The 21,180-nt window shown below is 59.1% G+C and carries 19 protein-coding genes and 1 tRNA gene; 8 read left to right on the forward strand and 12 right to left on the reverse strand.

The genetic code is table 11. The features are described 5' to 3' along the window. Positions 1-17: 17 nt before the first annotated feature. Positions 18-473 carry an Lrp/AsnC family transcriptional regulator gene (locus FOY56_RS16005; protein ID WP_146346874.1) on the reverse strand — a complete coding sequence of 152 codons (456 nt, stop codon included), beginning with the start codon at positions 471-473 and terminating at the stop codon, positions 18-20. A gap of 149 nt (positions 474-622) precedes the next feature. Between FOY56_RS16005 and hppD the strand changes: the two genes are divergently transcribed. Then, positions 623-1,726: a 4-hydroxyphenylpyruvate dioxygenase gene (hppD, locus tag FOY56_RS16010; RefSeq protein WP_146346875.1), complete on the forward strand. Its 1,104-nt coding sequence runs from the start codon at positions 623-625 to the stop codon at positions 1,724-1,726. Between the two features lie 159 nt (positions 1,727-1,885). Here hppD and tpiA read toward each other — a convergent pair whose 3' ends face one another. The 4 genes from tpiA to FOY56_RS16030 all read right to left on the reverse strand — a co-directional run bounded on the left by tpiA (position 1,886) and on the right by FOY56_RS16030 (position 5,610). After that, positions 1,886-2,635: a triose-phosphate isomerase gene (gene tpiA / locus FOY56_RS16015; RefSeq protein ID WP_146346876.1), complete on the reverse strand. Its 750-nt coding sequence runs from the start codon at positions 2,633-2,635 to the stop codon at positions 1,886-1,888. A gap of 137 nt (positions 2,636-2,772) precedes the next feature. After that, entirely contained in the window at positions 2,773-3,147 is a 375-nt protein-coding gene (locus FOY56_RS16020; RefSeq protein WP_146346877.1) for a HesB/IscA family protein, read from the reverse strand. A gap of 84 nt (positions 3,148-3,231) precedes the next feature. Continuing rightward, on the reverse strand, positions 3,232-3,594 hold the full coding sequence (locus tag FOY56_RS16025) for an SUF system Fe-S cluster assembly protein (protein ID WP_146346878.1): 363 nt from the start codon (positions 3,592-3,594) through the stop codon (positions 3,232-3,234). A gap of 153 nt (positions 3,595-3,747) precedes the next feature. Beyond that, a complete protein-coding gene (locus tag FOY56_RS16030; protein WP_146346879.1) occupies positions 3,748-5,610 on the reverse strand; it encodes a pentapeptide repeat-containing protein in 1,863 nt (620 codons plus the stop codon). Positions 5,611-5,781: 171 nt separating this feature from the next. On the opposite strand from FOY56_RS16030, the gene FOY56_RS16035 reads away from it, so the two are divergent. Next, positions 5,782-7,281 (forward strand): SGNH/GDSL hydrolase family protein, encoded by a 1,500-nt coding sequence (locus FOY56_RS16035; protein WP_186766356.1) that lies wholly within the window; start codon positions 5,782-5,784, stop codon positions 7,279-7,281. A gap of 55 nt (positions 7,282-7,336) precedes the next feature. Here the strand turns inward: FOY56_RS16035 and FOY56_RS16040 are convergent, their stop codons facing one another. The 3 genes from FOY56_RS16040 to FOY56_RS16050 form a co-directional block, all read right to left on the reverse strand. Continuing rightward, positions 7,337-7,615, reverse strand: a complete 279-nt coding sequence (locus FOY56_RS16040) for an NfeD family protein (protein ID WP_146346881.1) — start codon at positions 7,613-7,615, stop codon at positions 7,337-7,339. Continuing rightward, a complete protein-coding gene (locus FOY56_RS16045; RefSeq protein ID WP_146346882.1) occupies positions 7,615-8,505 on the reverse strand; it encodes an SPFH domain-containing protein in 891 nt (296 codons plus the stop codon). Before FOY56_RS16045 ends, FOY56_RS16040 begins: the two co-directional genes overlap by 1 nt. Positions 8,506-8,647: 142 nt before the next feature. Further along, a complete protein-coding gene (locus FOY56_RS16050; RefSeq protein ID WP_246139512.1) occupies positions 8,648-9,838 on the reverse strand; it encodes an MFS transporter in 1,191 nt (396 codons plus the stop codon). 111 nt (positions 9,839-9,949) lie between these two features. Here FOY56_RS16050 and tgt point away from each other — a divergent pair, with 111 nt between their 5' ends. Continuing rightward, a complete protein-coding gene (gene tgt, locus FOY56_RS16055; RefSeq protein ID WP_146346884.1) occupies positions 9,950-11,080 on the forward strand; it encodes a tRNA guanosine(34) transglycosylase Tgt in 1,131 nt (376 codons plus the stop codon). Between the two features lie 60 nt (positions 11,081-11,140). On the opposite strand, the gene FOY56_RS23630 is transcribed toward tgt, so the two are convergent. From FOY56_RS23630 to rsgA, 3 genes are all read right to left on the reverse strand, one after another. Further along, the gene (locus FOY56_RS23630; RefSeq protein ID WP_186766357.1) at positions 11,141-11,308 is read right to left on the reverse strand and encodes a hypothetical protein; all 168 of its coding nucleotides are present in this window, start codon (positions 11,306-11,308) and stop codon (positions 11,141-11,143) included. A 73-nt stretch (positions 11,309-11,381) separates the two neighbouring features. Further along, on the reverse strand, positions 11,382-11,537 hold the full coding sequence (locus tag FOY56_RS23635) for a hypothetical protein (RefSeq protein WP_186766358.1): 156 nt from the start codon (positions 11,535-11,537) through the stop codon (positions 11,382-11,384). A 165-nt stretch (positions 11,538-11,702) separates the two neighbouring features. Continuing rightward, positions 11,703-12,770 carry a ribosome small subunit-dependent GTPase A gene (rsgA, locus tag FOY56_RS16060; protein WP_146346885.1) on the reverse strand — a complete coding sequence of 356 codons (1,068 nt, stop codon included), beginning with the start codon at positions 12,768-12,770 and terminating at the stop codon, positions 11,703-11,705. A gap of 409 nt (positions 12,771-13,179) precedes the next feature. Between rsgA and lon the strand changes: the two genes are divergently transcribed. From lon to FOY56_RS16080, 4 genes are all read left to right on the forward strand, one after another. Next, positions 13,180-15,591 (forward strand): endopeptidase La, encoded by a 2,412-nt coding sequence (lon, locus tag FOY56_RS16065; protein ID WP_146346886.1) that lies wholly within the window; start codon positions 13,180-13,182, stop codon positions 15,589-15,591. Between the two features lie 194 nt (positions 15,592-15,785). Next, a complete protein-coding gene (locus FOY56_RS16070) occupies positions 15,786-16,205 on the forward strand; it encodes an HU family DNA-binding protein (protein WP_146346887.1) in 420 nt (139 codons plus the stop codon). A gap of 115 nt (positions 16,206-16,320) precedes the next feature. Next, positions 16,321-16,395, forward strand: a tRNA-Val gene (locus tag FOY56_RS16075). 144 nt (positions 16,396-16,539) lie between these two features. Then, positions 16,540-17,988, forward strand: coding sequence for a M81 family metallopeptidase (locus FOY56_RS16080; protein ID WP_146346888.1), 1,449 nt, complete (start codon positions 16,540-16,542; stop codon positions 17,986-17,988). Positions 17,989-17,997: 9 nt separating this feature from the next. Here the strand turns inward: FOY56_RS16080 and FOY56_RS16085 are convergent, their stop codons facing one another. Continuing rightward, positions 17,998-19,413, reverse strand: a complete 1,416-nt coding sequence (locus FOY56_RS16085) for an amidase family protein (RefSeq protein WP_146346889.1) — start codon at positions 19,411-19,413, stop codon at positions 17,998-18,000. Positions 19,414-19,571: 158 nt separating this feature from the next. On the opposite strand from FOY56_RS16085, the gene FOY56_RS16090 reads away from it, so the two are divergent. Further along, entirely contained in the window at positions 19,572-21,167 is a 1,596-nt protein-coding gene (locus tag FOY56_RS16090) for an ABC transporter substrate-binding protein (RefSeq protein WP_146346890.1), read from the forward strand. Positions 21,168-21,180 lie beyond the last annotated feature (13 nt).

A 21,180-nucleotide genomic window follows, 5' to 3' on the forward strand; every position in this document is an offset into this window, starting at 1 on the left:
GGGGTCCTTTTCAGGGGTCAGGTTGGCAAAGGGGCGTCGCGTTTCAACTGGTCCATGACGATCTGGCTTTGCACGCGGGCCACCGCCGGGTGGGGCAAGAGGATCTGGTGGATCAGGTCGTTCAGCGCTGGCAGGTCAACACAATAGACGCGTAACAGATAGTCTGCTTCGCCCGTCATGGTCCAGGCGCTGGTAATCTCGGGTCGTGTGGCAATCAGCCGGGCAAAGCTGGTCGCCTGTTCGGGACCGTGGGTGTTCAGGTGGACCTGAACGAACCCTTGCACCTGCAGTCCAAGACGCACCGGGTCCAGCCGGGCGGAATAGCCCTGAATATACCCCTCGGCCTCAAGCCGCTGACGTCGTCGACCCGCCTGACTGGGCGACAGGTTCAGAACATCCCCCAGTTCCTGTGCGGTCAGGTGAGCATCCTTCTGAAGGGCGGACAGAAGGCGGGTGTCGGTCGAATCCAGCATGTGCACACAATCGTTTCTTTTTACTTATATAGTGCGGAGTTCGCGCATGGAAATGGGCCGAGATGCTAAAATACGCGCAAACACCGTGTCCGGGACACTTTATGTTTGCCTCAGCGAACATTTTCATCAGATCCAGAGGAGACGCCAGTATGGGACCGTTCCCACATAACGCACCACAGTCACAGATCACCGACGACAACCCGGCCGGAACCGATGGGTTTGAGTTTGTCGAATTCGCCAGTCCCGACCCCCAAGCCTTGCGCGACTTGTTCGCCAAGATGGGGTTTGAACTTGTCGGTCGGCACAAAACAAAGGCTGTCGAGCTTTGGCAGCAGGGCGACATCACCTATGTTCTGAACAATCAGCCGGACAGCTTTGCGGCCAAGTTTGTCGACGAACATGGCCCCTGTGCCCCGTCGATGGGCTGGCGTGTGGTTGACGCGCAAAAGGCTTATCAGCATGCGATCTCCAAAGGCGCCGAGCCCTATGACGGAGACGACAAAACCGTGGACTGGCCCGCCATCAAGGGCATCGGCGGGTCGCTGATTTACTTCACGGATCAGTATTATGATACGTCACCCTATAACGAAGAATTCGACTGGCTGACCCAATCCAAACCACGGGGAGACGGGTTCTTCTACCTCGATCACCTGACCCACAATGTGTTCAAAGGGAACATGGATAAATGGTTCGGATTCTACGGTGACCTGTTCAACTTCAAGGAAATCCGGTTTTTTGATATCCAGGGCAAGTTTACCGGACTTTTGTCACGTGCGCTGACATCACCTTGTGGACGCATCCGGATTCCGATCAACGAAGACCGGGGCGAGACAGGGCAGATCGTGGCCTATCTGAAGAAATACAAAGGCGAAGGCATTCAGCACATCGCCGTGGGGTCTGATGACATCTATGAGTCCACGGACGCGATCGCGGACAAGGGCCTGATGTTCATGCCGGGGCCGAACGATGCCTATTACGAGATGTCGAAAGAGCGTGTCTCGGGTCATGAAGAACCTTTGGACCGCATGAAGAAGCACGGCATCCTGATCGATGGCGAAGGGGTAGTGGGCGGCGGCGAAACCCGGATTTTGCTGCAGATCTTCTCAAAAACCGTGATTGGCCCGATCTTCTTCGAGTTCATTCAACGAAAGGGCGACGATGGGTTCGGCGAGGGCAATTTCAAGGCTCTGTTTGAGTCAATAGAACGCGAACAGATCGAGAATGGCGAACTGGGCGACGTGGCAGCTGAATAAGCAGGCGCTCCCGCCAACCTCCGACGCCCTGATGGGCGACGTATGCTGTTGGGCCGGGCAGCGCGCGCTGCCCCCCTGCTCGCCGCAGGCGTGGCGCAGATTTTCTGCGCTTTGACGCTGGAAGTGTGAAATCTGGTGGTTCTGAGTGAGCTTGCGCGCTCAGGCGGCGTCGAGCGCGTCAATGATTGGCGAAAAATCCTTGGCCGCCAGGCTGGCTCCACCGACCAGTGCGCCATCGACATTGGTCACCGAAAAGATCTCTTGCGCGTTGGCGGGTTTTACCGACCCACCATACAGCAACCGCACTGATCGCCCAACGCCTGCACCAAACCGACGTTCCAGTAAGCTGCGAATAAAATCATGCACTTCCCCGACCTGCGCCACGTCAGGGGTCAGGCCGGTGCCAATGGCCCAAATCGGCTCATATGCGATCACAAGGTTCTCGCCGGTCGCCAAATCCGGAACGGATCCGGCCAGTTGTCCAGCAATGATGTCGAGCGTGTTGGCTGCTTCGCGCTGGGCAAGGCTTTCGCCGACACAGATAATTGTCACAAGGTCGGTGGCCATGGCCGTCCGGGCTTTGTCGCGGACATCTTCGTTGCGTTCCCCGTGGGCTTCGCGGCGCTCTGAGTGGCCAAGGATGACATGGTTTGCACCGGCGTCCCGCAGCATCTCGGCGCTGGTATCGCCTGTGAAAGCGCCCGATTGGGCCGCGTGGCAATCTTGGCCACCGATTTGGATCGGTGAGTGGGCGAGGGTGTCGACGGCGCGGCTGATGAGTGTGGCGGGGGGGCAGATCAGAATCTCGGAAGTTGGGTTCGGGTGGGCCTTTGCGAGGGCTTCCAGTTCGGCGAGTGCCGCGCTGGTTCCGTTCATCTTCCAGTTTCCCGCCGCCAGTTTCTGCCGCATGTCACGCCCTCACGTTATTGATTGCTGCCTTGGTATCAGCCCGCGCCACGTGAGACAATTCCGACAGGCGCGACGGAGCGGCGCGGGGGTAAAAATTGCAGGGTTTGGGAGTGGGTATTTACTTTTTAATCAGATGCTTACTTGCCTGTCGTCATCTCGGACAGGGTTTCGTCGAACTTGATCGACTCGCCGCAGCCGCAGGCTTCGGAGACATTGGGGTTGTTGAACTTGAACCCGGCTTCCAGAAGGCTGACTTCATAGTCGATTTCGGTGCCAAACAGGAACATCTGGGCCATCGGAGCGATCATCACGCGGGCGCCGTCTTGTTCGACGGTTTCGTCGTTGGGATCGGCTAAGTCCACGTATTCCATGGTATATTCCATGCCAGCGCAGCCGCCTTTTTTCACGCCGATGCGCAAACCGACGTGATTGTCGCGGTGCATCAGCTTTTTGATCTGGGCTGCGGCGCGCGGGGTAATTGTGACGGCTTGTTTTCCGGGAATGCCAAACATGTGGGTCTCCTTCACCTTTAGCAATCTAGGATGGCGTGGTGACACGCTCAAGGGGTGTCTGAAATATTATTATATTTCAGTTACTTACATGAAGCCGAGTTCGAGGCGGGCCTCGTCCGACATCATTTCCATGCCCCAGGGCGGTTCCCAGGTGAGTTCGACGTCGACCTGTTTGACGCCGGGCAGCGTTTCGACAGCGTCGGCAACCCAGCCGGGCATTTCACCGGCGACAGGGCAGCCCGGCGCGGTCAGGGACATGATCACGCGAACGGCATTTTCGTCTGTGATTTCAATGGTATAGATCAGACCAAGTTCATAGATATTGACCGGAATTTCGGGGTCATAGACGCTGCGGCAGGCCTCGACAACGGGCTCATAAAGCGGGTGGTCAACGGTTGACGGCGCAATCAGCGGCGCGCCTTCCAATGGTTCGGGAGCATGGGTCATCTGGGCCTCGGGTACGTTTCCTGAGTGATTATATAGGGTAAGGGACGGGGGGCGTCCAGAGCGCGGACAAGGAGAGTTTGACCGTTTTGTACACCCCTGTGGCAGGGGGTGTGCCGTTTTGTACGTTCATTTTTCTGTTGTTAAGCCGCGACTTTACCGTGTCTGTCGCTTCATTTCTCTACTGGTTGTCAGTAAGGATTTTCTGGACGGCAATTGTTCGGAATTTGTTTTCCAAAGGCAGTGTTCAGGAGGATAAACCGGTTGGACGTCATGCCATTCTTTGGGCGCGATATCAGACCAGTATGAAGGCTGCCAATCAGGAAGCCGGGATAACCAACCTCGCCACTGAGAAAAAAACAGTTGCTCAGTCTGTAAGAGTTTCGAGTAGTGGTTGCGGGCCCACTCCCATTGACATGGAAAATTCATTGACCTTTCCAATTCGAGAGGAACTTCGACAGACCCATCCAAAAACACGTTCCTCCAATCGGTGTTATCGTCAAAAATGGCGCCATAAAGATCAACATGTCGCAGCGCTCCGCCCTCGTTTGTACTTGACGACAGGTCTACGCCTCCCAAATCCAAGGGATTGTTTTCTGACCCAGCCATGTATGACAAGTCCAGTTTGGAGCCGGTAAGTTCAGTATTGGCGAAAACGGTGTTGACCATACTTGCGCCAAGTAGGTTGACTGCGACCAGCTTTGCGCCTCGTAGATCTGCCCTGTCGAGATGAGCGTTGGATAGATCCGATCCACGAAACCGGGACCACCGAAGAATTGCGCCGCTCAGCTGCGCGCCATGCAAGTTTGTGTTCTTGTTGTGAGAAGAGAATGATAAATCGGCGTGTTCAAAAACGGCAAAAGGGGCGTGAGTGCTCGCAAAGCGCGCCGCTACCAAGTTAGCATCGGCAAGGAACGCGCCTCGCAGATCGGCTTTTCGGAAATCGAGCGCGGAACTCGAAATCTGTTTAAGCGAATCCTCCAAACGTTGTACCGTCTCCGCTTCGTGAACATCGATGCTCCAAAGCGGGCCCTTGTTAACCACAGTTTCGATATGGGCCTGAACGTCCTCAGTTCGATTGTTTCCTCTGCGCGCGGGTTTGCGGATATCTGCAATCAGGGACCGCCGTTTCTCATACCAATCGAGATCGAAATCGCGCTGTTCAGCTGCACTGACTCCGAAACAACCTGGTCGGTCGTCACGCGTGCACCAGTCCCGATAGTCCAGTGCTTTGGCGACATGAGGTGGCAACCAGCCACTTGGACGATTCGTTACGCTGGCCTCTCTGAGATCAATGGTTGCGAGATCGACGATCCATACTGGTTCGGTTGTCCGCGCCCAAGACACACCGATGCAACCGATGAACATGAACACCCAGGTCGTCAGGAAAATTGGATGCCGCGTAACAGCGTGTGTGCGCGCGATCTTGGGATGTTTCATGTTCCTAAACAATAGGACGAGAGACACAGCACCAACGATCACAGAGACGGAAAACAATATGCCGGAAGAAAGTGTCATAGCAAAGTCGCGGGCTGCCATCGACTTACACCAAGTCCATCCGAGTATGAATGGGCCCGAACTCCAGGCGAGTAAGAAGTTAAGAGTCATAGAAGCGCCTTCCATGTCCCGCAAAGTGCAGCAGTTGTCCCTCCGCAGTATTCTTCGAAGGTGCAATGCTGCGTCCGTTACCAGCCACGGCATAATCGAGTCTGCCAATTTGGTCCCTTGAATTCGGGTCGGAGCTTGGCCCAAGGCTTCCCACAGCCGGATAAGGTATAGGTGAAAATAGCAGTAGATCGCGGCGACCAATATGGGCTGGGCATAGAAAAAGAGCCATGTTGGCACCCCGATATTGATTACCGGCAAATGCGTTTGGCGATCAACGCCGTAGAAGTCTATGTGCTCGACACGAACAAGCGTGACGCCCGAAAAGATCAGGATTGAGAACAGCACGAACCATGTGCTGCGGGCGTTCTGGGTGAGGGCGTTTATGCGGGTAACCTGAGGATTGTCGGACATGCGGGGCCGCCGGAATGACTTGGTTCAATGGGCGGACGGTAGCAGGTTTGGGAGGCGACGCCAATGGGCGTCAGGTGAGCGCGGGTCGGGATGACCTTGCGGCAGGGGGTGTGGTTTTGTCTCGAACGGGACGGCAAGTGCTCTACCATAGCGCGATCCAGGGAGGATTACATGACGAACACACCACATTTCGAGAGCCTTGTTTTTTTCGGCGATAGCTGGTCGGACGCGGGGATTGCGCAGAGCTTTTTCTATCAGAGCTTTGGCGTGCCGATGTACAGCCCCGAGTTGACGCCCTATGGGCGGTTCACCACGGGGCTCAACTATGCTGATTTTCTGGGTCAGCATCTGGGGGTCGCGCCGGAAGACGCGATGAATTTTGCGATCGGCGGCGCGCGGCTTTTGACCGATCGGACGTGGAACGAGATGGTCGGAGGGTTCCTGCCGCCGGAAGATCCGAATGCCGAGGTCCGGGTGGATGTCGGGGCGCAGATCGAGCGGTTCCTGGCGACGCTGACCCCTGAGAGCGATCTGACGGAGACGGCCGTGTCGCTGCTGATCGGTGGCAATGACATTCTGCAGATCGATTTCGCGACAGGGACCGAGGCCGAGATCATCGCGGCGAGTGTGGCCTATGGCGTCGAGATGGCGGATGCGATGATGGCGCAGATCCAGACGCTGGCGGATGCCGGGGTGGTGACGCTGATGCTGTATACGTCGCCAGGGCCGGCGACGTTGCCGTTCAGCCTGGTTCAGACGCCGGAGCGGTTGCTGGCCGGTCAGGTGACGGGCGAAACGCTGAACGCCGAGCTGGCGGCCCGCGTGGGTGAGATCGAGGCTATGGGGATCGACGTCACCGTGATCGAAGTGGGCGCGTTGATGAACGAGGTCGCGGGCGACTTCGCGAGCTTTGGGTTCCAGACGTATCTGAACCCGCTGACGCTGGATAATTATACGGTTAATCCGGCGCTGGTGGGTATTCCGTTTGATCAGGTGGCGATGCTGGACGGTGTGCACCGGACCGAAGCCTATGACCGGATCGCCAGCCAGTTCCAGTTTGAATCGCTGACCTCGGACGTGGCGATCGGGATGGATGAACGTGATGTGATCACCGGTGGGATCGACGCAGACATGGTTCTGGCCAGCGGTGGGTCGGATACCGTAATGCTGGAAGGTGGCGATGATGTTGCGCTGGGTGGTCTTGGCAATGACCGGATCGAAGGCGCGCTGGGTAATGATCTGATTGCCGGTGGCTCTGGTGACGATAGCATCTATGGCGGTGCCGGTCGTGATGTGCTGGTCGACAATGGCGGCAATGACCGCATGTTCGGCGATGCGGGCCGCGATGTTCTGATCGATGGCGCGGGCAATGACACGGCGTTTGGTGGCGGCGGGGCGGATGCCTTTGTCTATACCGATCAGGCGCTTCTGGGCGGCAACAGCGCGGCTGATACCAATCGCTTCGTTGGCGGCGAGGGGACAGATACACTGTTCTTGCGGCTGACCGAGGACGGCGCGGCCGCGTTTGAGAATGGCGATTTGACCCTTGCCGATCTTGGGATCACGACGCAGGGGATCGAGAATGTTGTTGCGGTGAGCGGTTTGGACATTCCGGGACTGTTGTCTGGGAATGATCTGGTTGTTGAGGCCGACAACTGGGGCTTTATCTGACGCCCCTGAAATGAGGTGGATCAGCCCGCATGCCGGGCTGATCCGCAGTTATCGGTCAGTCGTTGATGTCTGAATCGAAGGTTTTGACCTGACCTTTTGGCAAGGCGAAGAAGCGGCGCATGGCCAGCCACGCCACCAGCGACAGAGCTGCGAAGATCAGCAGAAGCACCGACAGGCTCAGGCCGAACCCGGTGTTCAGCAGCAACAGCCCGACGGCGAGGGCGCCAAAGGCGAAGCCGAGAAAGACAAAGCCGGGCGCGAGCACTTCGAGGATGCCAAGCACGAGGGCCGCGGCGATCCAGACCCACCACAGGTTCCAGAGCGGCTCTGTCATCAGCTGCGTCCTTTCAGCATGTTGAAGGCGTCTCCAAAGGCTTCGAGCGCCTGTGAGGGCACGAGGATGGTCTGTTTTCCGTCACCGTTACCAAGCGCATTCAGGGCTTCGACCTGTTTCAGGGCGATCTGGTATTGCGCGGCTTCGATGCCATGTTGCTGGATCGCCTTGGCGACAACTTCGGTGGCATAGGCTTCGGCTTCGGCTTCGATCCGGCGGGCCTTGGCGGTTTGCTCGGCGGCGTAGAGTTCGGCGTCCGCAGCCAGTTCGACCGAACGACGGGTGCCTTCGGCCTCGGTCACCTGAGCACGACGGGCGCGTTCGGCGTTCAACTGTTGCAGCATCGCGTCGCGGGTGGCCTGATCAAGGTTCACGTCAAGGATTTCGGCGCGGGTGACCTGAATGCCCCAATCGTCAACGGCGTCTTCGACGGCGGCCTTTATGGCGGTGATCAGTTGATCGCGGTTTGATTGCACCTCGTCCAGATCCATCTTGCCGATTTCGGCGCGCACGATCCCGGCCACGGTGGTGGCAATCGCGCCATCGACATCGCGGATCCGATAGACTGTCTTTTCCGGCTCAAGAATGCGGTAGAAGACCGACGTGTCGACCTGAACCAGCACGTTGTCGGACGTGATCGCGTCCTGGCTGGCGGTCGGCAACTGGCGTTCAAGGATCGACACGCGGTGGGCGACATAGTCAAGGAAGGGCACGATAAAGTTGATACCCGGTCCAAGCACCGCATGCAGCCGTCCGAACCGTTCCACCACATATTTTTCGGACTGCGGAACGATCTTGATGCCCCGCAGGATGATGATCACGATAAAGACCGCACCCAGAAGATAGATGACGTTCTGCGAAATAAGTCCGATGATTGCGTCTTCGGTCATGAATGCCCCTCATTTTGGTGTACAATGGTATACATTTGTGGGTTGAGTCGCTGTTTTTCAAGTCGGTATGACGTGAAACGGTGGCTTTGTCTTGCGGATCCTGATGGTTCGACAGGATTTCTGCGGATGTTTGACCGGGGTGTTACGGCCCTTGAAACGTCCCGGTCCGCTTGCGTTGGATCGCAAACAGTCGGTGCAGGATGGCCCCGACAAGGTAGAGACCGGCAATGGCGGCAAAGGCGGCTTCGATCCCGGTGAAGGTCAGCAGGGCCAGCAACAGGGGCGTGCCAAGCAGGTTGCCGATATTGCCCATCTGCGCCATCGCGCCGTTGGCCAGCGCCCGGGTTTCGACCGATCCGTTCAGTTGCGGCACGGCGGCAAAGCTGGCCCCCTGCACCAACCCCAACACTCCGAACAGGGCGATGGCGACGATGGCGACCGGCACGCCGAGGATGAGCAGGGCAAGGGTCAGAACCGAAAGTACAAATCCAAGCATGACAACCGATACCGCCGGAACCCGGCTGAGCAGAAGAGGGACAATCAGCAGGGACACCGCGATGCTGGCCAGCGGCATCAGGCCGGTCACGGTGCTGCGCGTGTCAGGGGGAAAAAGCCCCGGCAGGATGGTCAGCAGTGACACGAAGGTCAGCGTGTAGAACAGCCAGCCGATGGCGGGGGCCGCGATATAGGGGGATCGGAACGCGACGCGATGCTGGGTCAGGATCAACCCGAGCGACAGCGCTGTGGCAGGCGCTGTGCGTGCGGGGGTGGTGCGCCGGAGGATGAAGAAAAGAATGGCCACAAGGGCGGCCATGAACAGCCCATGTGCCGTGAACAGGGCGGACAGACCGTGGGTTGACGCGAGGGGATAGCCAAGCCACGCCGTGACGGCAAAGGCGACCCCAAAGAATGAGCTCCACAATGACATGGCGGCGCCGCGCATCCGGTCGGTGCTGATTTCGGCGATCAGGGTCGGGGTGGCAACGACGATGCCAAGATGCGACAGGCCTTCGATCAGGCGCGAGGCCATCATGACCGGCAGATCGGGGAGGGTGGATTGCCACAGCGAGCTTGCCGCGCCGACGAGTAACGACAGCAACAGGATGCGCTCGCACCCCAGGCGTCCGACTAGGGTGCCTGCCACCATGCCAAGCAGCGCACCTGTGGCGCTGATCAGGGTCAGCAACCAGCCAATTCTGGTACCCGCCTGCGGGAACGCGGCCTGAACCAGATCGAAGGGCACTGCGATTTTGGAAAACTGCGCAGCCGCAGCCAGCCCGGCGCACCAGAGCAGCAGCACCGTGACAAGGCGGAATCGGGGGGACAGGTCCATGGGCAATCGATACAAGTCCTGGCCGGGGCGCGCCACGGCTTAAACCAGCCGGGGGGATTGGCAAGGGCGGGCAATTGGCGCAAAAGGCGGCAATCAGGTATGAGGGTTGTGATGTCAGGCGTATTTTCGTTTCAGGTAAACCAGACCGACGGCAAGGCACGCACCGGGGTGATTTCAACGCCGCGCGGTGAGATCCGGACACCGGCCTTCATGCCGGTGGGCACGGCGGCAACGGTCAAGGCGATGATGCCCGAAAGCGTGCGCGCGACCGGTGCGGATATCCTGCTGGGCAATACCTATCATCTGATGCTGCGCCCGACGGCGGAACGGATCGACCGGTTGGGCGGTTTGCACAAGTTCATGAACTGGGACCGGCCCATTCTGACGGATAGCGGTGGGTTTCAGGTGATGTCACTGGCAGATCTGCGCAAGCTGACCGAAAAGGGCGTGACGTTCAAATCGCATATTGACGGCTCCAAGCATGAGCTGACCCCGGAACGGTCGATGGAGATCCAGCGGCTGTTGGGATCGGACATCGTGATGTGTTTCGATGAATGCCCGGCCTTGCCTGCGGATCGGGATAGGATTGCCGAGTCCATGCGCCTGTCGATGCGCTGGGCGCAGCGGTCGCGGGATGCGTTTGGCGATCGGCCCGGACATGCGCTGTTCGGGATCATGCAGGGCGGACTGGAGCAGGACCTGCGCGAAGAAAGCGGTGCGGCGCTGAAGGCTGTCGGATTTGACGGATATGCCATCGGTGGTCTGGCCGTGGGCGAGGGGCAGGAGGCGATGTTTGACTGTCTTGACTACGCGCCCGACATGCTGCCGACCGACAAACCGCGCTATCTGATGGGGGTGGGCAAGCCCGATGACATCGTGGGGGCCGTGAAACGCGGGGTCGACATGATGGACTGCGTGCTGCCGTCCCGGTCGGGGCGGACGGGGCAGGTGTTTACGCGGCGCGGCGTGCTGAACATCAAGAACGCGCGGCACCAGGATGATCCGCGCCCGTTGGACGAGGCGTGTTCGTGCCCAGCCTGTTCGAAGTATTCCCGCGCCTATCTGCATCATGTGTTCCGCTCGCAGGAGATCATTTCGTCGATGCTGCTGACCTGGCACAACCTGCATTATTTCCAGGAAATCATGCAGGGCATGCGCGACGCGATTTCCGAAGGCCGGTTCGACGCCTGGGAGGCCGCGTTTCATGCGCAGCGGGCACTGGGGGATATCGAGCCGGTGTGACGGGAGGGCGGTTCGCCGCTCCCGCTGCGCGGATCGCCCCGCCCGCCGTCCCGTCAGGGACTAGCGATATTCCTTGAGGTAGATGATGTTGCCGCTTCCGTCGGATGTTGTGATTTCCACGAGGGTGCGGCCGTCGGGCATGAGTTCGACTTCGAATGCGGCACTGGACCCTTTGTATTTGCTGACCAGACCACCGGAACAGGTTGTGGTGTATTTTTGAACAAGCACGCCTTTTTCTTTTTGGGTTTGCCTTTGTGCACCATGGTTCCGACCTGGCCGTCGCAGTCCTGTGAGACGTATTTCAAGACCTGTTGGGGGTATAGCCATTGATAAGGTAGGCGCCTGAGACCTCGGTCTTGCCATTCTTGATGTAGTAGCTTGCGAGTTTTCGGTCGGCGGCGGCGGCAACTTGTGTGAACGACAGCAGGATGGCACCTGCGAGCAGAATGGGTTTCATAACGGGGCCTTTCAAACCTTACAACTTTGACGTGAGTTGGAGAATCATAGATTTCCGTGGGTTGCAAGGCGATTTGGGCGACGCCCCTGCACCGCTCGCGAGGGGGGGCGGGGTTACACAGCGGACTTACGGTGCGGGGCGCCCCGCCCATCTTGTCTCCGGGGGCTAGCGGTTCTTTTGGTCTTTCATAATGCCGCGCACCAGCTTGCCAAACGCCTTGTCGGACGCGCGGCGTTCGACCAGTGATTTGGCGTTATAGGCGTCTTCGGCCAGCAGCTTTTTCCAGCGGTTCAGCCGGGCGGGATCGACGGTTCCGGCTTTGATGGCTTTGGTGACAGCGCAGCCGGGTTCGGTGTCGTGCTGGCAGTCGCGGAACCGGCATTGGGTTGCAAGGTCGGTCAGGTCGGCGAACACTTCGTCGATGCCGGCGCGCACGTCGGCCATCTGCAATTCACGCATGCCCGGCGTGTCGATCAGCCAGCCGCCATCGCGGAGCGGCAGCATCTGGCGGTGCGACGTGGTGTGGCGGCCCTTGGCGTCGTCTTCGCGGATTGCGCCGGTCTCCATCTGGCCGTCACCGGTCAACGTATTGGCGATGGTGGATTTTCCGACACCAGAGGAGCCGACAAGCGCCACGGTTTCCCCTTTGGCGCACCAGGGGCGCAGACAGTCGAGCGCATCGGAGCGGGTGGCGTCGAGCGTTTCGACCAGCAGGCCGGGCTGGATCGCGGCGGCCTGTTGGCGGAAGCTGTCAGGGTCGTCGGTGAGGTCGGATTTGGTCAGGACGATCACCGGGGTTACGCCGGCTTCGTGTGCCAGGGCGAGGTAGCGTTCAAGCCGGGCAACGTTGAAATCCTGATTGCAGGAACTGACGATGAACAGGGTGTCGACATTGGTGGCGATCAGTTGGGTCCGGCGGTCGGTGCCGGGGGCGCGGCGTTTGAACAGGCTGGTGCGCTCCAGCAGGGCTGTGGGCTGGCCGGTGTCCGGGTCCAGCACCAGCCAGTCGCCGACAGTTGCGTCCTCAAACGGCGGGCAGGTGGTGGGGCCGTCGGCCGTGGTCAGGACAAGGTGATGGCGGTGTACGGCCGTGACACGGGCGGGGCGGGCGTTGGCGGGCATATTGACCATTTGGGCGGCGAAGAACGGCTTCCATCCCAGTGCAGACAGGTCAGGGCCGGCGTCAGTTTGGGGCGGGCTATTGAGAAAATCAGGAATAGTCCTGCGGGTCATATCGGGGAACTTTCGGAAAGTGCCTGCTTCAATGCAGACAGGTGTAGTCAACTTTACGGCCAAACGCGACCCTTCCGCCAAAAGGCGGCTGTATCGGGTCGGGGTGTCTGGTGTGGGCCGCGACCGGGGCGGCCCGCAGGACTCAGGTCATAAAAGCTCCGAAATATCTGATCCTTGTGTACGGCGGCTGATGCGCCCGATCAATGCCCACACAGCGGAAAGTTGGATCCGTTGCCGCTATGCATTGAATTGATGCCTTGCCCCCGCTAGGGAGCAGGTTAACACTGTTATGACACTTCGGTTGAAAAAGGCGGCGCCGCGCCCCATCTCTTCTAACCGAGAACGGAGTCGGCCGATGGTTGCCTGAAAACAGGGACCAGTGCCGATTTGCCAAGAATAAGGAAAGAGCATGCAAGAACCACTCAATTCCTCATACCCGGTGCTGCCGCTGCGCGATATCGTCGTGTTCCCGCACATGATCGTTCCATTGTTCGTGGGGCGCGAAAAGTCGGTGCGCGCGCTGGAAGAGGTCATGGCGGATGACAAGCAGATCCTGCTGTCGAGCCAGATTGATCCGGCGGATGACGACCCGAATGTTGACGGGATCTATCGCGCCGGCGTGCTGGCCAATGTCCTGCAGTTGCTGAAGCTGCCCGACGGAACCGTGAAGGTTCTGGTCGAAGGGCAGGCGCGGGTGAGCATCACCGAATTCCTTGAGAACGAGGATTTCTTTGAAGCGCGCGCTGAGTATCTGATGGAAATGCCGGGCGACGTGACCGCGACCGAGGCGCTGCTGCGCACGGTGGCCAGCGAATTCGAACGCTATGCCAAGGTCAGCAAGAATATCCCCGAAGAAGCCATGACGGCGGTGGGTGAAACCACCGATCCAGCGCAGCTGGCCGATCTGGTGTCGGGCCATCTGGGCATCGAAGTGGAACAGAAGCAGGAGCTTCTGGAAACCCTGTCGGTGAGCGAACGTCTTGAGAAGGTCTATGGCCTGATGCAGGCCGAAATGTCGGTCTTGCAGGTCGAGAAGAAGATCAAGACCCGCGTCAAGACACAGATGGAGAAAACCCAGCGCGAATATTATCTGAATGAGCAGATGAAGGCCATTCAGAAGGAGCTGGGCGATGGCGAGGACGGCAGCAACGAGGTTGCCGAACTGGAAGCCAAGATTGCCGAGACCAAGCTGAGCAAAGAGGCCCGTGAAAAGGCTGATGCGGAACTCAAAAAGCTCAAGAACATGAGCCCGATGAGCGCCGAGGCAACTGTCGTGCGCAACTATCTGGACTGGATGCTGTCGATCCCGTGGGGCACCAAATCCCGCGTGAAGAAGGACCTGGGCCGGGCTCAGAAGATCCTCGACGACGATCATTATGGTCTGGAAAAGGTCAAAGAGCGGATTGTCGAATATCTGGCGGTTCAGCAGCGGTCGAAAAAGCTGAAGGGCCCGATCATGTGCCTTGTCGGCCCTCCGGGCGTTGGCAAGACCAGTCTGGGCAAGTCGGTCGCACGGGCGACGGGGCGCGAATTCATCCGGATTTCTCTGGGTGGGGTGCGTGATGAATCCGAGATCCGTGGTCACCGTCGGACCTATATCGGGTCGATGCCCGGTAAGATCATTCAGGCGCTGAAGAAGGCGAAAACCACGAACCCGCTGATCTTGTTGGATGAAATCGACAAGATGGGGCAGGATTTCCGGGGCGACCCTGCGTCGGCAATGCTGGAGGTTCTGGATCCGGAACAGAACAGCACGTTCATGGACCACTATCTTGAGGTCGAATATGACCTGTCCAACGTGATGTTCCTGACCACGTCGAACAGCTATAACATGCCGGGTCCGCTGATGGACCGGATGGAGATCATCCCGCTGGCTGGTTATACCGATGACGAAAAGCGTGAGATCGCCAAGCAGCACCTGATTTCAAAGCAGGTGAAGAACCACGGCCTGAAGGCCAAAGAGTTCGAACTGACGGACGAGGCGCTGACCGATATCATCCGGTATTACACCCGCGAAGCCGGGGTGCGGAACCTTGAACGCGAGATCGCCAAGGTGGCGCGGAAATCGCTGACCCAGATCATCAAGAAGCAGGCCGACAGTGTGACTGTCACGCCTGACAATCTGGATGACTTCCTGGGCGTGAAGAAGTTCCGCTATGGTCTGGCCGAGAAAGAGGATCAGATCGGTGTGGTCACCGGGCTGGCCTATACGTCGGTCGGAGGTGAACTGCTGTCGATCGAAGCGTTGCGCCTGCCGGGCAAGGGCCGGATGAAGACCACCGGCAAGCTGGGCGATGTGATGAAGGAATCCATCGAGGCGGCGTCAAGTTATGTGCGGTCGGTCTCGCCCCAGTTGGGCATCAAGCCGCCGCGCTTTGACAAGTGGGACATCCACGTGCACGTGCCTGAAGGCGCGACGCCGAAAGATGGGCCGTCTGCCGGTCTGGCGATGGTGACATCGATTGTGTCGGTGCTGACCCAGATCCCGGTGCGCAAGGACATCGCCATGACAGGCGAGGTCACATTGCGGGGCAACGCGCTGGCGATTGGCGGGTTGAAGGAGAAACTTTTGGCGGCCCTGCGCGGCGGTATCAAGACGGTGCTGATCCCGCAGGAAAACGAAAAGGATCTTCCCGAGATCCCCGACAATGTCAAAGAGGGGCTTGAGATCATCCCCGTCAGCCATGTGTCCGAGGTGCTGGAACTGGCGCTGGTGCGTCAGCCCGAGCCGATCGAGTGGGATGAGGCGGCTGAAGAAGAAGCCGCTGCGGCCCGCGCCGCGATCCGGCCCGAAGACGGAGCATCCGCCACGGCGCACTGAATTGCGTGACATCTGAATGAGAGGGGCAGGCTGAAGGGCCTGCCCTTTTTCGTTGGAACGGTCGGTTTGGAGTCGCAAGTACGGGGAAAAATGCGACTTTTTACCGAAAATTGACGAATTCGGTGAACAATTCTGGAAACATTGAGCGTATTCGGCTAGGATTTTGTCCAAAGCGGAAAAAAAGCGAGGCAGTTATGGTGAGCACACCCCGAAAAACCCCGACGACCACCCGAAAACGCAGCACGACCACAAGCCGTGCCAAGGCGAGCGCCCCGGTCGAGGCGCCTGAGCCCACCGTGGTCGCGGTCAGCGACCCGGTTGTGGCCGAAGCCGACCTGAAGAAAAAAGAACTGATCGACCTTGTCGTCGAACGCTCGGGCGTCAAGAAGAAATGGGCCAAGCCCACGGTCGAGGCGATGCTGGCGGTTCTGGGCGAGACGATCAACAGTGGGCGCGAACTGAACCTGCAGCCGCTTGGCAAGCTGCGGATCAACCGGACCGAAGAAAAGGCGAACGGACGCGTCATCATCTGCAAACTGCGCCAGTCGCTGAGCGGCTCCGACGACGATATGCCGGATAATGACGACGACATGAACGTTCAGGCCGCGGAATAAACCGCTCACGGATCGGAAGCGGGGCAGGGCACGGATCTGCCCCCTTTCCCACATCAAGAATTCGCAGTGCAGGGGCTTGCACGGACCCGCAAGCTTGGATAAATGCACGCGGCATGGGTGATTAGCTCAGTGGTAGAGCGCTTCGTTCACATCGAAGATGTCAGGGGTTCAAATCCCTTATCACCCACCATCTGCCTCCCCTTTTTCTGATCATTTGGACGCGCGGCGACGACCTGTTTGCGGACGGGCGCGAAACTGCTTGGACCGAACCGGGATCTGTTACTAAGCTGCAGCCGTGACCGCCGTGGTCCGCCTTGCCGTTTAGGAGAACCGCATGAAAGTTCTGATCGCTGGACTTGCCACTGAAACGAATTCGTTTTCGCCGATCCCGACGGGGCGGCTTGCCTTTGAAGAGGCGTGTGTAAGCCGGACGGCGACGCAGGAGCCCCCCAATCTGTTTTCTGCGCCGCTGCATGAATGGCGGCGTATGGCCGAGGCGCGCGGGTGGGACGTTTCGGAAAGCCTGTCAGCGTTTGCGCAGCCTGCGGGGCCGACCAATCGCAAAGATTATGAAACTTATCGCGATGAGATTCTGGACGATGTGCGCAAGGTGCGTCCGGATATCCTGCTGGTGTCGATGCATGGCGCGATGATTGCGGACGGGTATGACGATTGCGAAGGCGATCTGTTGGCCCGGGCGCGCGAAATCCTGGGGGATGAGGCCGTGATCGGGCTGGAGATCGATCCGCATAATCATCTGACGGATGAGATGATGGCGGCGGCGGACCTGATCGTTTGTTATAAAGAATACCCGCATACCGACAGCCCGGACCGCGCGCGCGAATTGTTTACGCTGGCGGCGGATACGGCCGAGGGCAAAATCACGCCGGTGATGCGCGATTATGATTGCCGGATGATCACGATGTATCACACGACGCGCGCGCCGATGCGCGGGTTCGTGGATGCGATGCAGGCGCGTGAGGGTAAGGACGGAGTGCTGTCATTGTCTTTGGCGCATGGGTTTCCCTGGGGCGATTGCGCCCGGGTTGGCACCCGGATGCTGGCGATCACTGATGGGGATGCAGATCTGGCCGAGGCTGTCGCGGCGGAGTTTGGCGCGCGTTTGTGGGATCTGCGTGAACAATTGCGCCCTGACTGGCCGTCTATTCCCGAGGCGCTGGACAAGGTCGAGGCCGCCGACGCGTTTCCGATTGTTCTGGCGGATTTTGCGGACAATGCCGGGGGCGGGGCGCCAGCGGATTCGACGTTTGTGCTGCGCGAGGTTCTGGACCGGGGCATGCGCGACGTTGCGATTGGCATCTTCTGGGATCCGGTTCTGGTTCAGATGTGCCGCGACACCGGGGCCGGGGGGCGCATGCAGGTGCGGCTGGGTGGCAAGGTCGGGCCGATGTCGGGCGATCCAATTGATCTGACGGTGACAATCCGCGCCATTCGCGAGAACATACACATGATGATGGGCGAAACCGAGATGGGCATGGGCACCGGTGTCTGGCTGGAAACCGATGGCGTACATCTGGTGCTGAGCGACAAGCGCACGCAGGCGTTTCACCCGATGGGGTTCACCGATCTGGGGCTGGATCTGAGCGCGATGAAAGCGGTTGTCGTGAAATCCTCGCAGCATTTCTATGCCGGGTTCGCGCCGATTGCGTCAGAGGTGATCTACATAGCGGGGCCCGGCGCGATCACGCCGGACTATGCCAATATCCCGTTCACCAAGCGCGATGGCAACTATTGGCCCAAGGTTGAGGACCCGTTTGCCTGACGCGCAGGATCAGCCGCGTTCAAACAGCTTGTTGGCCATGACCCCGGCGCGTGCTTCGATGGCTTCGCAGGCGTCCAGGATCATGTCTTCGCGGAACCGGCGCCCGACGACCTGCACGCCGATGGGAAGCCCATCGTTGTAGTTTGCCGGGACGTTGCCTGCGGGCAGACCTAGATAGTTCATGGCAAAGCTGTAGAACCCTTTCAGCATGATGTCTTCGGCGCCCTCGCGGCCCTCCATATCGCGGTTCCAGCCATAGATCGGTTGCAGCAGGAACGGGGTCAGAACCAGAGGATATTCGGCCAAAAACAGTTGCCAGTCGCGGACGTATCCGCTGCGCCGGGCAAAGGCTTTGAGCAGGTCATCGCCTTCGTAAGGGGGCGCGATCTCCATGCAGGTGTCCATGTAGGTGCTGAATTCCGGGCTGCCTGCCTGACGCATGACACCCAGCAAAAGTGCCTTGGTTTCGCCCATCAGGGCCTTCAGGCCTTCCAGACCGATATCACGTGCGTTGGGCGGTTCGGCTTCGACGACATCATAGCCCGCATCAACCAACGCATCACGAGCAGTGGTCAGGGCCTGATCGACAGCGGGGTGCATGTCAAAGCCGTGGCTGTTGCGGGTGAAGGCGACCTTGATGGGGCCATCTGTGGCCGGGCCGTCAAACGGCATCGGCACCATCCACGGGTCGAGCGGATCATAGGCGATGGCGGTTTTCAGGCCAAGCCGGACATCGGCGACTTCGCGGGCGATGACGCCCTGCACGGACATCAGTTGGGCCAGCAATCCGCGTTCTTCCTGTTGCGACGGATTATAGGCGGGGGTGCGGCCCAGACCGGGTTTGACGGTTGCGGCCCCTGTCGCGGTGGCCGGGAAGCGGAGTGATCCGCCGATGTCGTTGCCATGCGCCAGTGCCCCCATGCCGGACATGACAGCCGAGGACGCGCCGCCCGAAGATCCGCCGGACGAGGCCCAGTCGTTCCACGGGTTATAGGTGCGGCCATGCAGCGGGTTGGTGGTGGTGCCGCGAAACGAGAATTCGGGCGTGTTGGTGCGCCCGATCACGATGGCGCCGGCCTTGCGCATGTTGGTCACGAACGGCGAATCTGCCGGGGCGATCAAGTTGTTGAAGGCGGGCACGCCGTTGGGCGAGGGGTGGCCTTGCTGATCGATGTTTTCCTTGATGGTGATCGGAATGCCGTGCAGCGGGCCGACCGGGCCGGATGCGGCAAAGGTATGATCAAGGCTGCGCGCGTCGTCCATGGCCTGCTGGCTGAGGTCGTTGACCACGGCGTTGATGGCCGGGTTTCGGTCGTTCATCCGGGCGATAGCAGAGGAAACGGCGTCGGTGGCCGATACTTGTCCAGTCTGCAGACGGGTGGATAATTCGGTCGCGCTGAGTTGCCAAAGGGGAGTGTCGGGCATCGGTGCCTCCTTGTTCAGCCGTTGGATAAATAAACGACCTGAGAATGTAATTATAAGGAATCAGTATGTAGATCAGGTTTGACTCGTAAGAATATTGCTCCAATACTGATCCAATAAAAAAGCAAAAATAGTAGTCGCTGTCTCATAGGGAGAGAAATATGTTCAACGTCAAACGCCGTCGCGTTCTGGCCGGGGTCGCCACGTCATTGGCCCTGGTCCTTGGCACGCAAGGGCTCGGAACTGCTGCGCAGGCCGAAACCAATCTGAAAGTGGTGCCGCATTCGGGGTTGAAGATCCTCGATCCGATCTGGACCACTGCGTATATCACGCGCAACCATGGATACATGATCTATGACACGCTGTTTGCCATGGATATGGATGGCAACGTGCATCCGCAAATGGTCGATAGTGTCGAACGTTCGGCCGATGGGCTGACCGTCACCATCACACTGCGGGATGGAATGACATGGCACGATGGTGCGCCGGTCACGGCCACGGATACCGTTGCGTCGATCAAGCGCTGGGGCGGCAAGGACGCCATGGGGCAGAAGATGATGTCGTTCGTTGACGATCTGTCGGCGGCGGATGACAAGACCATGGTGTTCAAGCTGAATGCGCCGACCGGATTGGTGGAACTGGCGCTGGCCAAGCCATCGTCGAACGTGCCGTTCATGATGCCGGCACGGATTGCTGCGACACCGGGTGACGAGCAGATCGCCGAGTATATCGGATCTGGCCCGTTCATGTTCAACAACGAAGAATGGGAGCCGGGCGTTAAGGTTGTCTATGACAAGTTCGACGCCTATGTGCCGCGCGACGAGCCGACCAACGGCTTTGCCGGGGCCAAGGTGGCCAAGGTTGACCGTGTGACCTGGACTCCGAACCGCGACATTCAACAGGCGATTAACGCGCTGAACGCCGGTGAGATCGATATCATCGAGTCCACTCCGCCGGATCTGCTGCCACTGGTGGAAGAGGGCGGTGAGGCCTATACCCAGTCGCCCAACCTGTCGGGCCTGCAGTATACGTTCCGCTTTAACGTGCTGCACCCGCCGTTCGACAACCCGAAGATCCGTCAGGCGCTGCTGTATGCGTTCAACCAGGAAGATTTCCTGGAGGCGACCATTGGTGATCCGAACTATTTTCAGGTCTGCAAAGCCATGTTCATCTGTGGCCTGCCGTTCGAAACTGACGCCCACATGGATGGCCTGCTGGAATCGAACTTTGCCAAGGCCAAGGAACTGCTGGCCGAAGCCGGGTATGACGGCACGCCGGTTGTGCTGATGCATTCGACCAACGTTCCGGTTCTGACGAACCTGGCGCCAGTGGCCAAGGACCTGATGGAAGCGATCGGTCTGAATGTTGACATGCAGTCGATGGACTGGTCGACGCTGGTGGCACGTCGCTCGAAGAAGGACGCCCCTGCCGATGGTGGCTGGAATGCCTTCCTGACGGCTTGGGATGCAGGCGATCTGTTCAACCCGCTGGCGATGGCCTTCCTGAATGCGTCTTGTGACAAGGCGCTGTTTGGCTGGCCCTGTGACGAGCAGATCGAAAAGCTGCGCGATGACTTTGCGCGCGCAACCAGCTTTGACGAGCAAAAGGCCATTGTTGAGGCACTGCAGGCCCGTTGGGTTGAATATCCGACCCATATTCACCTCGGCCAGTGGAACACGCCATCGACCTTGCGTAACAATGTGACAGGTTATCTGTCGGCAGGTGTTCCGGTGTTCTGGAACGTCGAAAAGAACTGATCGGGCAACCGGT

Source organism: Falsiphaeobacter marinintestinus (genome assembly GCF_007923355.1).
GTDB classification, from domain to species: Bacteria; Pseudomonadota; Alphaproteobacteria; order Rhodobacterales; family Rhodobacteraceae; genus Phaeobacter_A; species Phaeobacter_A marinintestinus.

What these genes read in the sequence shown, in the direction of transcription:
- rsgA (WP_146346885.1), bottom strand. Translation starts at nt 12,770, where the DNA reads ATGACCCGCAGGACTATTCCTGATTTTCTCAATAGCCCGCCCCAAACT.
- lon (WP_146346886.1), top strand. Translation starts at nt 13,180, where the DNA reads ATGCAAGAACCACTCAATTCCTCATACCCGGTGCTGCCGCTGCGCGAT.
- FOY56_RS16045 (WP_146346882.1), bottom strand. Translation starts at nt 8,505, where the DNA reads ATGACCGAAGACGCAATCATCGGACTTATTTCGCAGAACGTCATCTAT.
- FOY56_RS16050 (WP_246139512.1), bottom strand. Translation starts at nt 9,838, where the DNA reads ATGGACCTGTCCCCCCGATTCCGCCTTGTCACGGTGCTGCTGCTCTGG.
- FOY56_RS16005 (WP_146346874.1), bottom strand. Translation starts at nt 473, where the DNA reads ATGCTGGATTCGACCGACACCCGCCTTCTGTCCGCCCTTCAGAAGGAT.
- FOY56_RS16020 (WP_146346877.1), bottom strand. Translation starts at nt 3,147, where the DNA reads ATGTTTGGCATTCCCGGAAAACAAGCCGTCACAATTACCCCGCGCGCC.
- tgt (WP_146346884.1), top strand. Translation starts at nt 9,950, where the DNA reads ATGTCAGGCGTATTTTCGTTTCAGGTAAACCAGACCGACGGCAAGGCA.
- FOY56_RS16040 (WP_146346881.1), bottom strand. Translation starts at nt 7,615, where the DNA reads ATGACAGAGCCGCTCTGGAACCTGTGGTGGGTCTGGATCGCCGCGGCC.
- FOY56_RS16070 (WP_146346887.1), top strand. Translation starts at nt 15,786, where the DNA reads ATGGTGAGCACACCCCGAAAAACCCCGACGACCACCCGAAAACGCAGC.
- hppD (WP_146346875.1), top strand. Translation starts at nt 623, where the DNA reads ATGGGACCGTTCCCACATAACGCACCACAGTCACAGATCACCGACGAC.
- FOY56_RS16030 (WP_146346879.1), bottom strand. Translation starts at nt 5,610, where the DNA reads ATGTCCGACAATCCTCAGGTTACCCGCATAAACGCCCTCACCCAGAAC.
- FOY56_RS23635 (WP_186766358.1), bottom strand. Translation starts at nt 11,537, where the DNA reads ATGAAACCCATTCTGCTCGCAGGTGCCATCCTGCTGTCGTTCACACAA.
- FOY56_RS16090 (WP_146346890.1), top strand. Translation starts at nt 19,572, where the DNA reads ATGTTCAACGTCAAACGCCGTCGCGTTCTGGCCGGGGTCGCCACGTCA.
- FOY56_RS16085 (WP_146346889.1), bottom strand. Translation starts at nt 19,413, where the DNA reads ATGCCCGACACTCCCCTTTGGCAACTCAGCGCGACCGAATTATCCACC.
- tpiA (WP_146346876.1), bottom strand. Translation starts at nt 2,635, where the DNA reads ATGCGGCAGAAACTGGCGGCGGGAAACTGGAAGATGAACGGAACCAGC.
- FOY56_RS16035 (WP_186766356.1), top strand. Translation starts at nt 5,782, where the DNA reads ATGACGAACACACCACATTTCGAGAGCCTTGTTTTTTTCGGCGATAGC.
- FOY56_RS16025 (WP_146346878.1), bottom strand. Translation starts at nt 3,594, where the DNA reads ATGACCCATGCTCCCGAACCATTGGAAGGCGCGCCGCTGATTGCGCCG.
- FOY56_RS16080 (WP_146346888.1), top strand. Translation starts at nt 16,540, where the DNA reads ATGAAAGTTCTGATCGCTGGACTTGCCACTGAAACGAATTCGTTTTCG.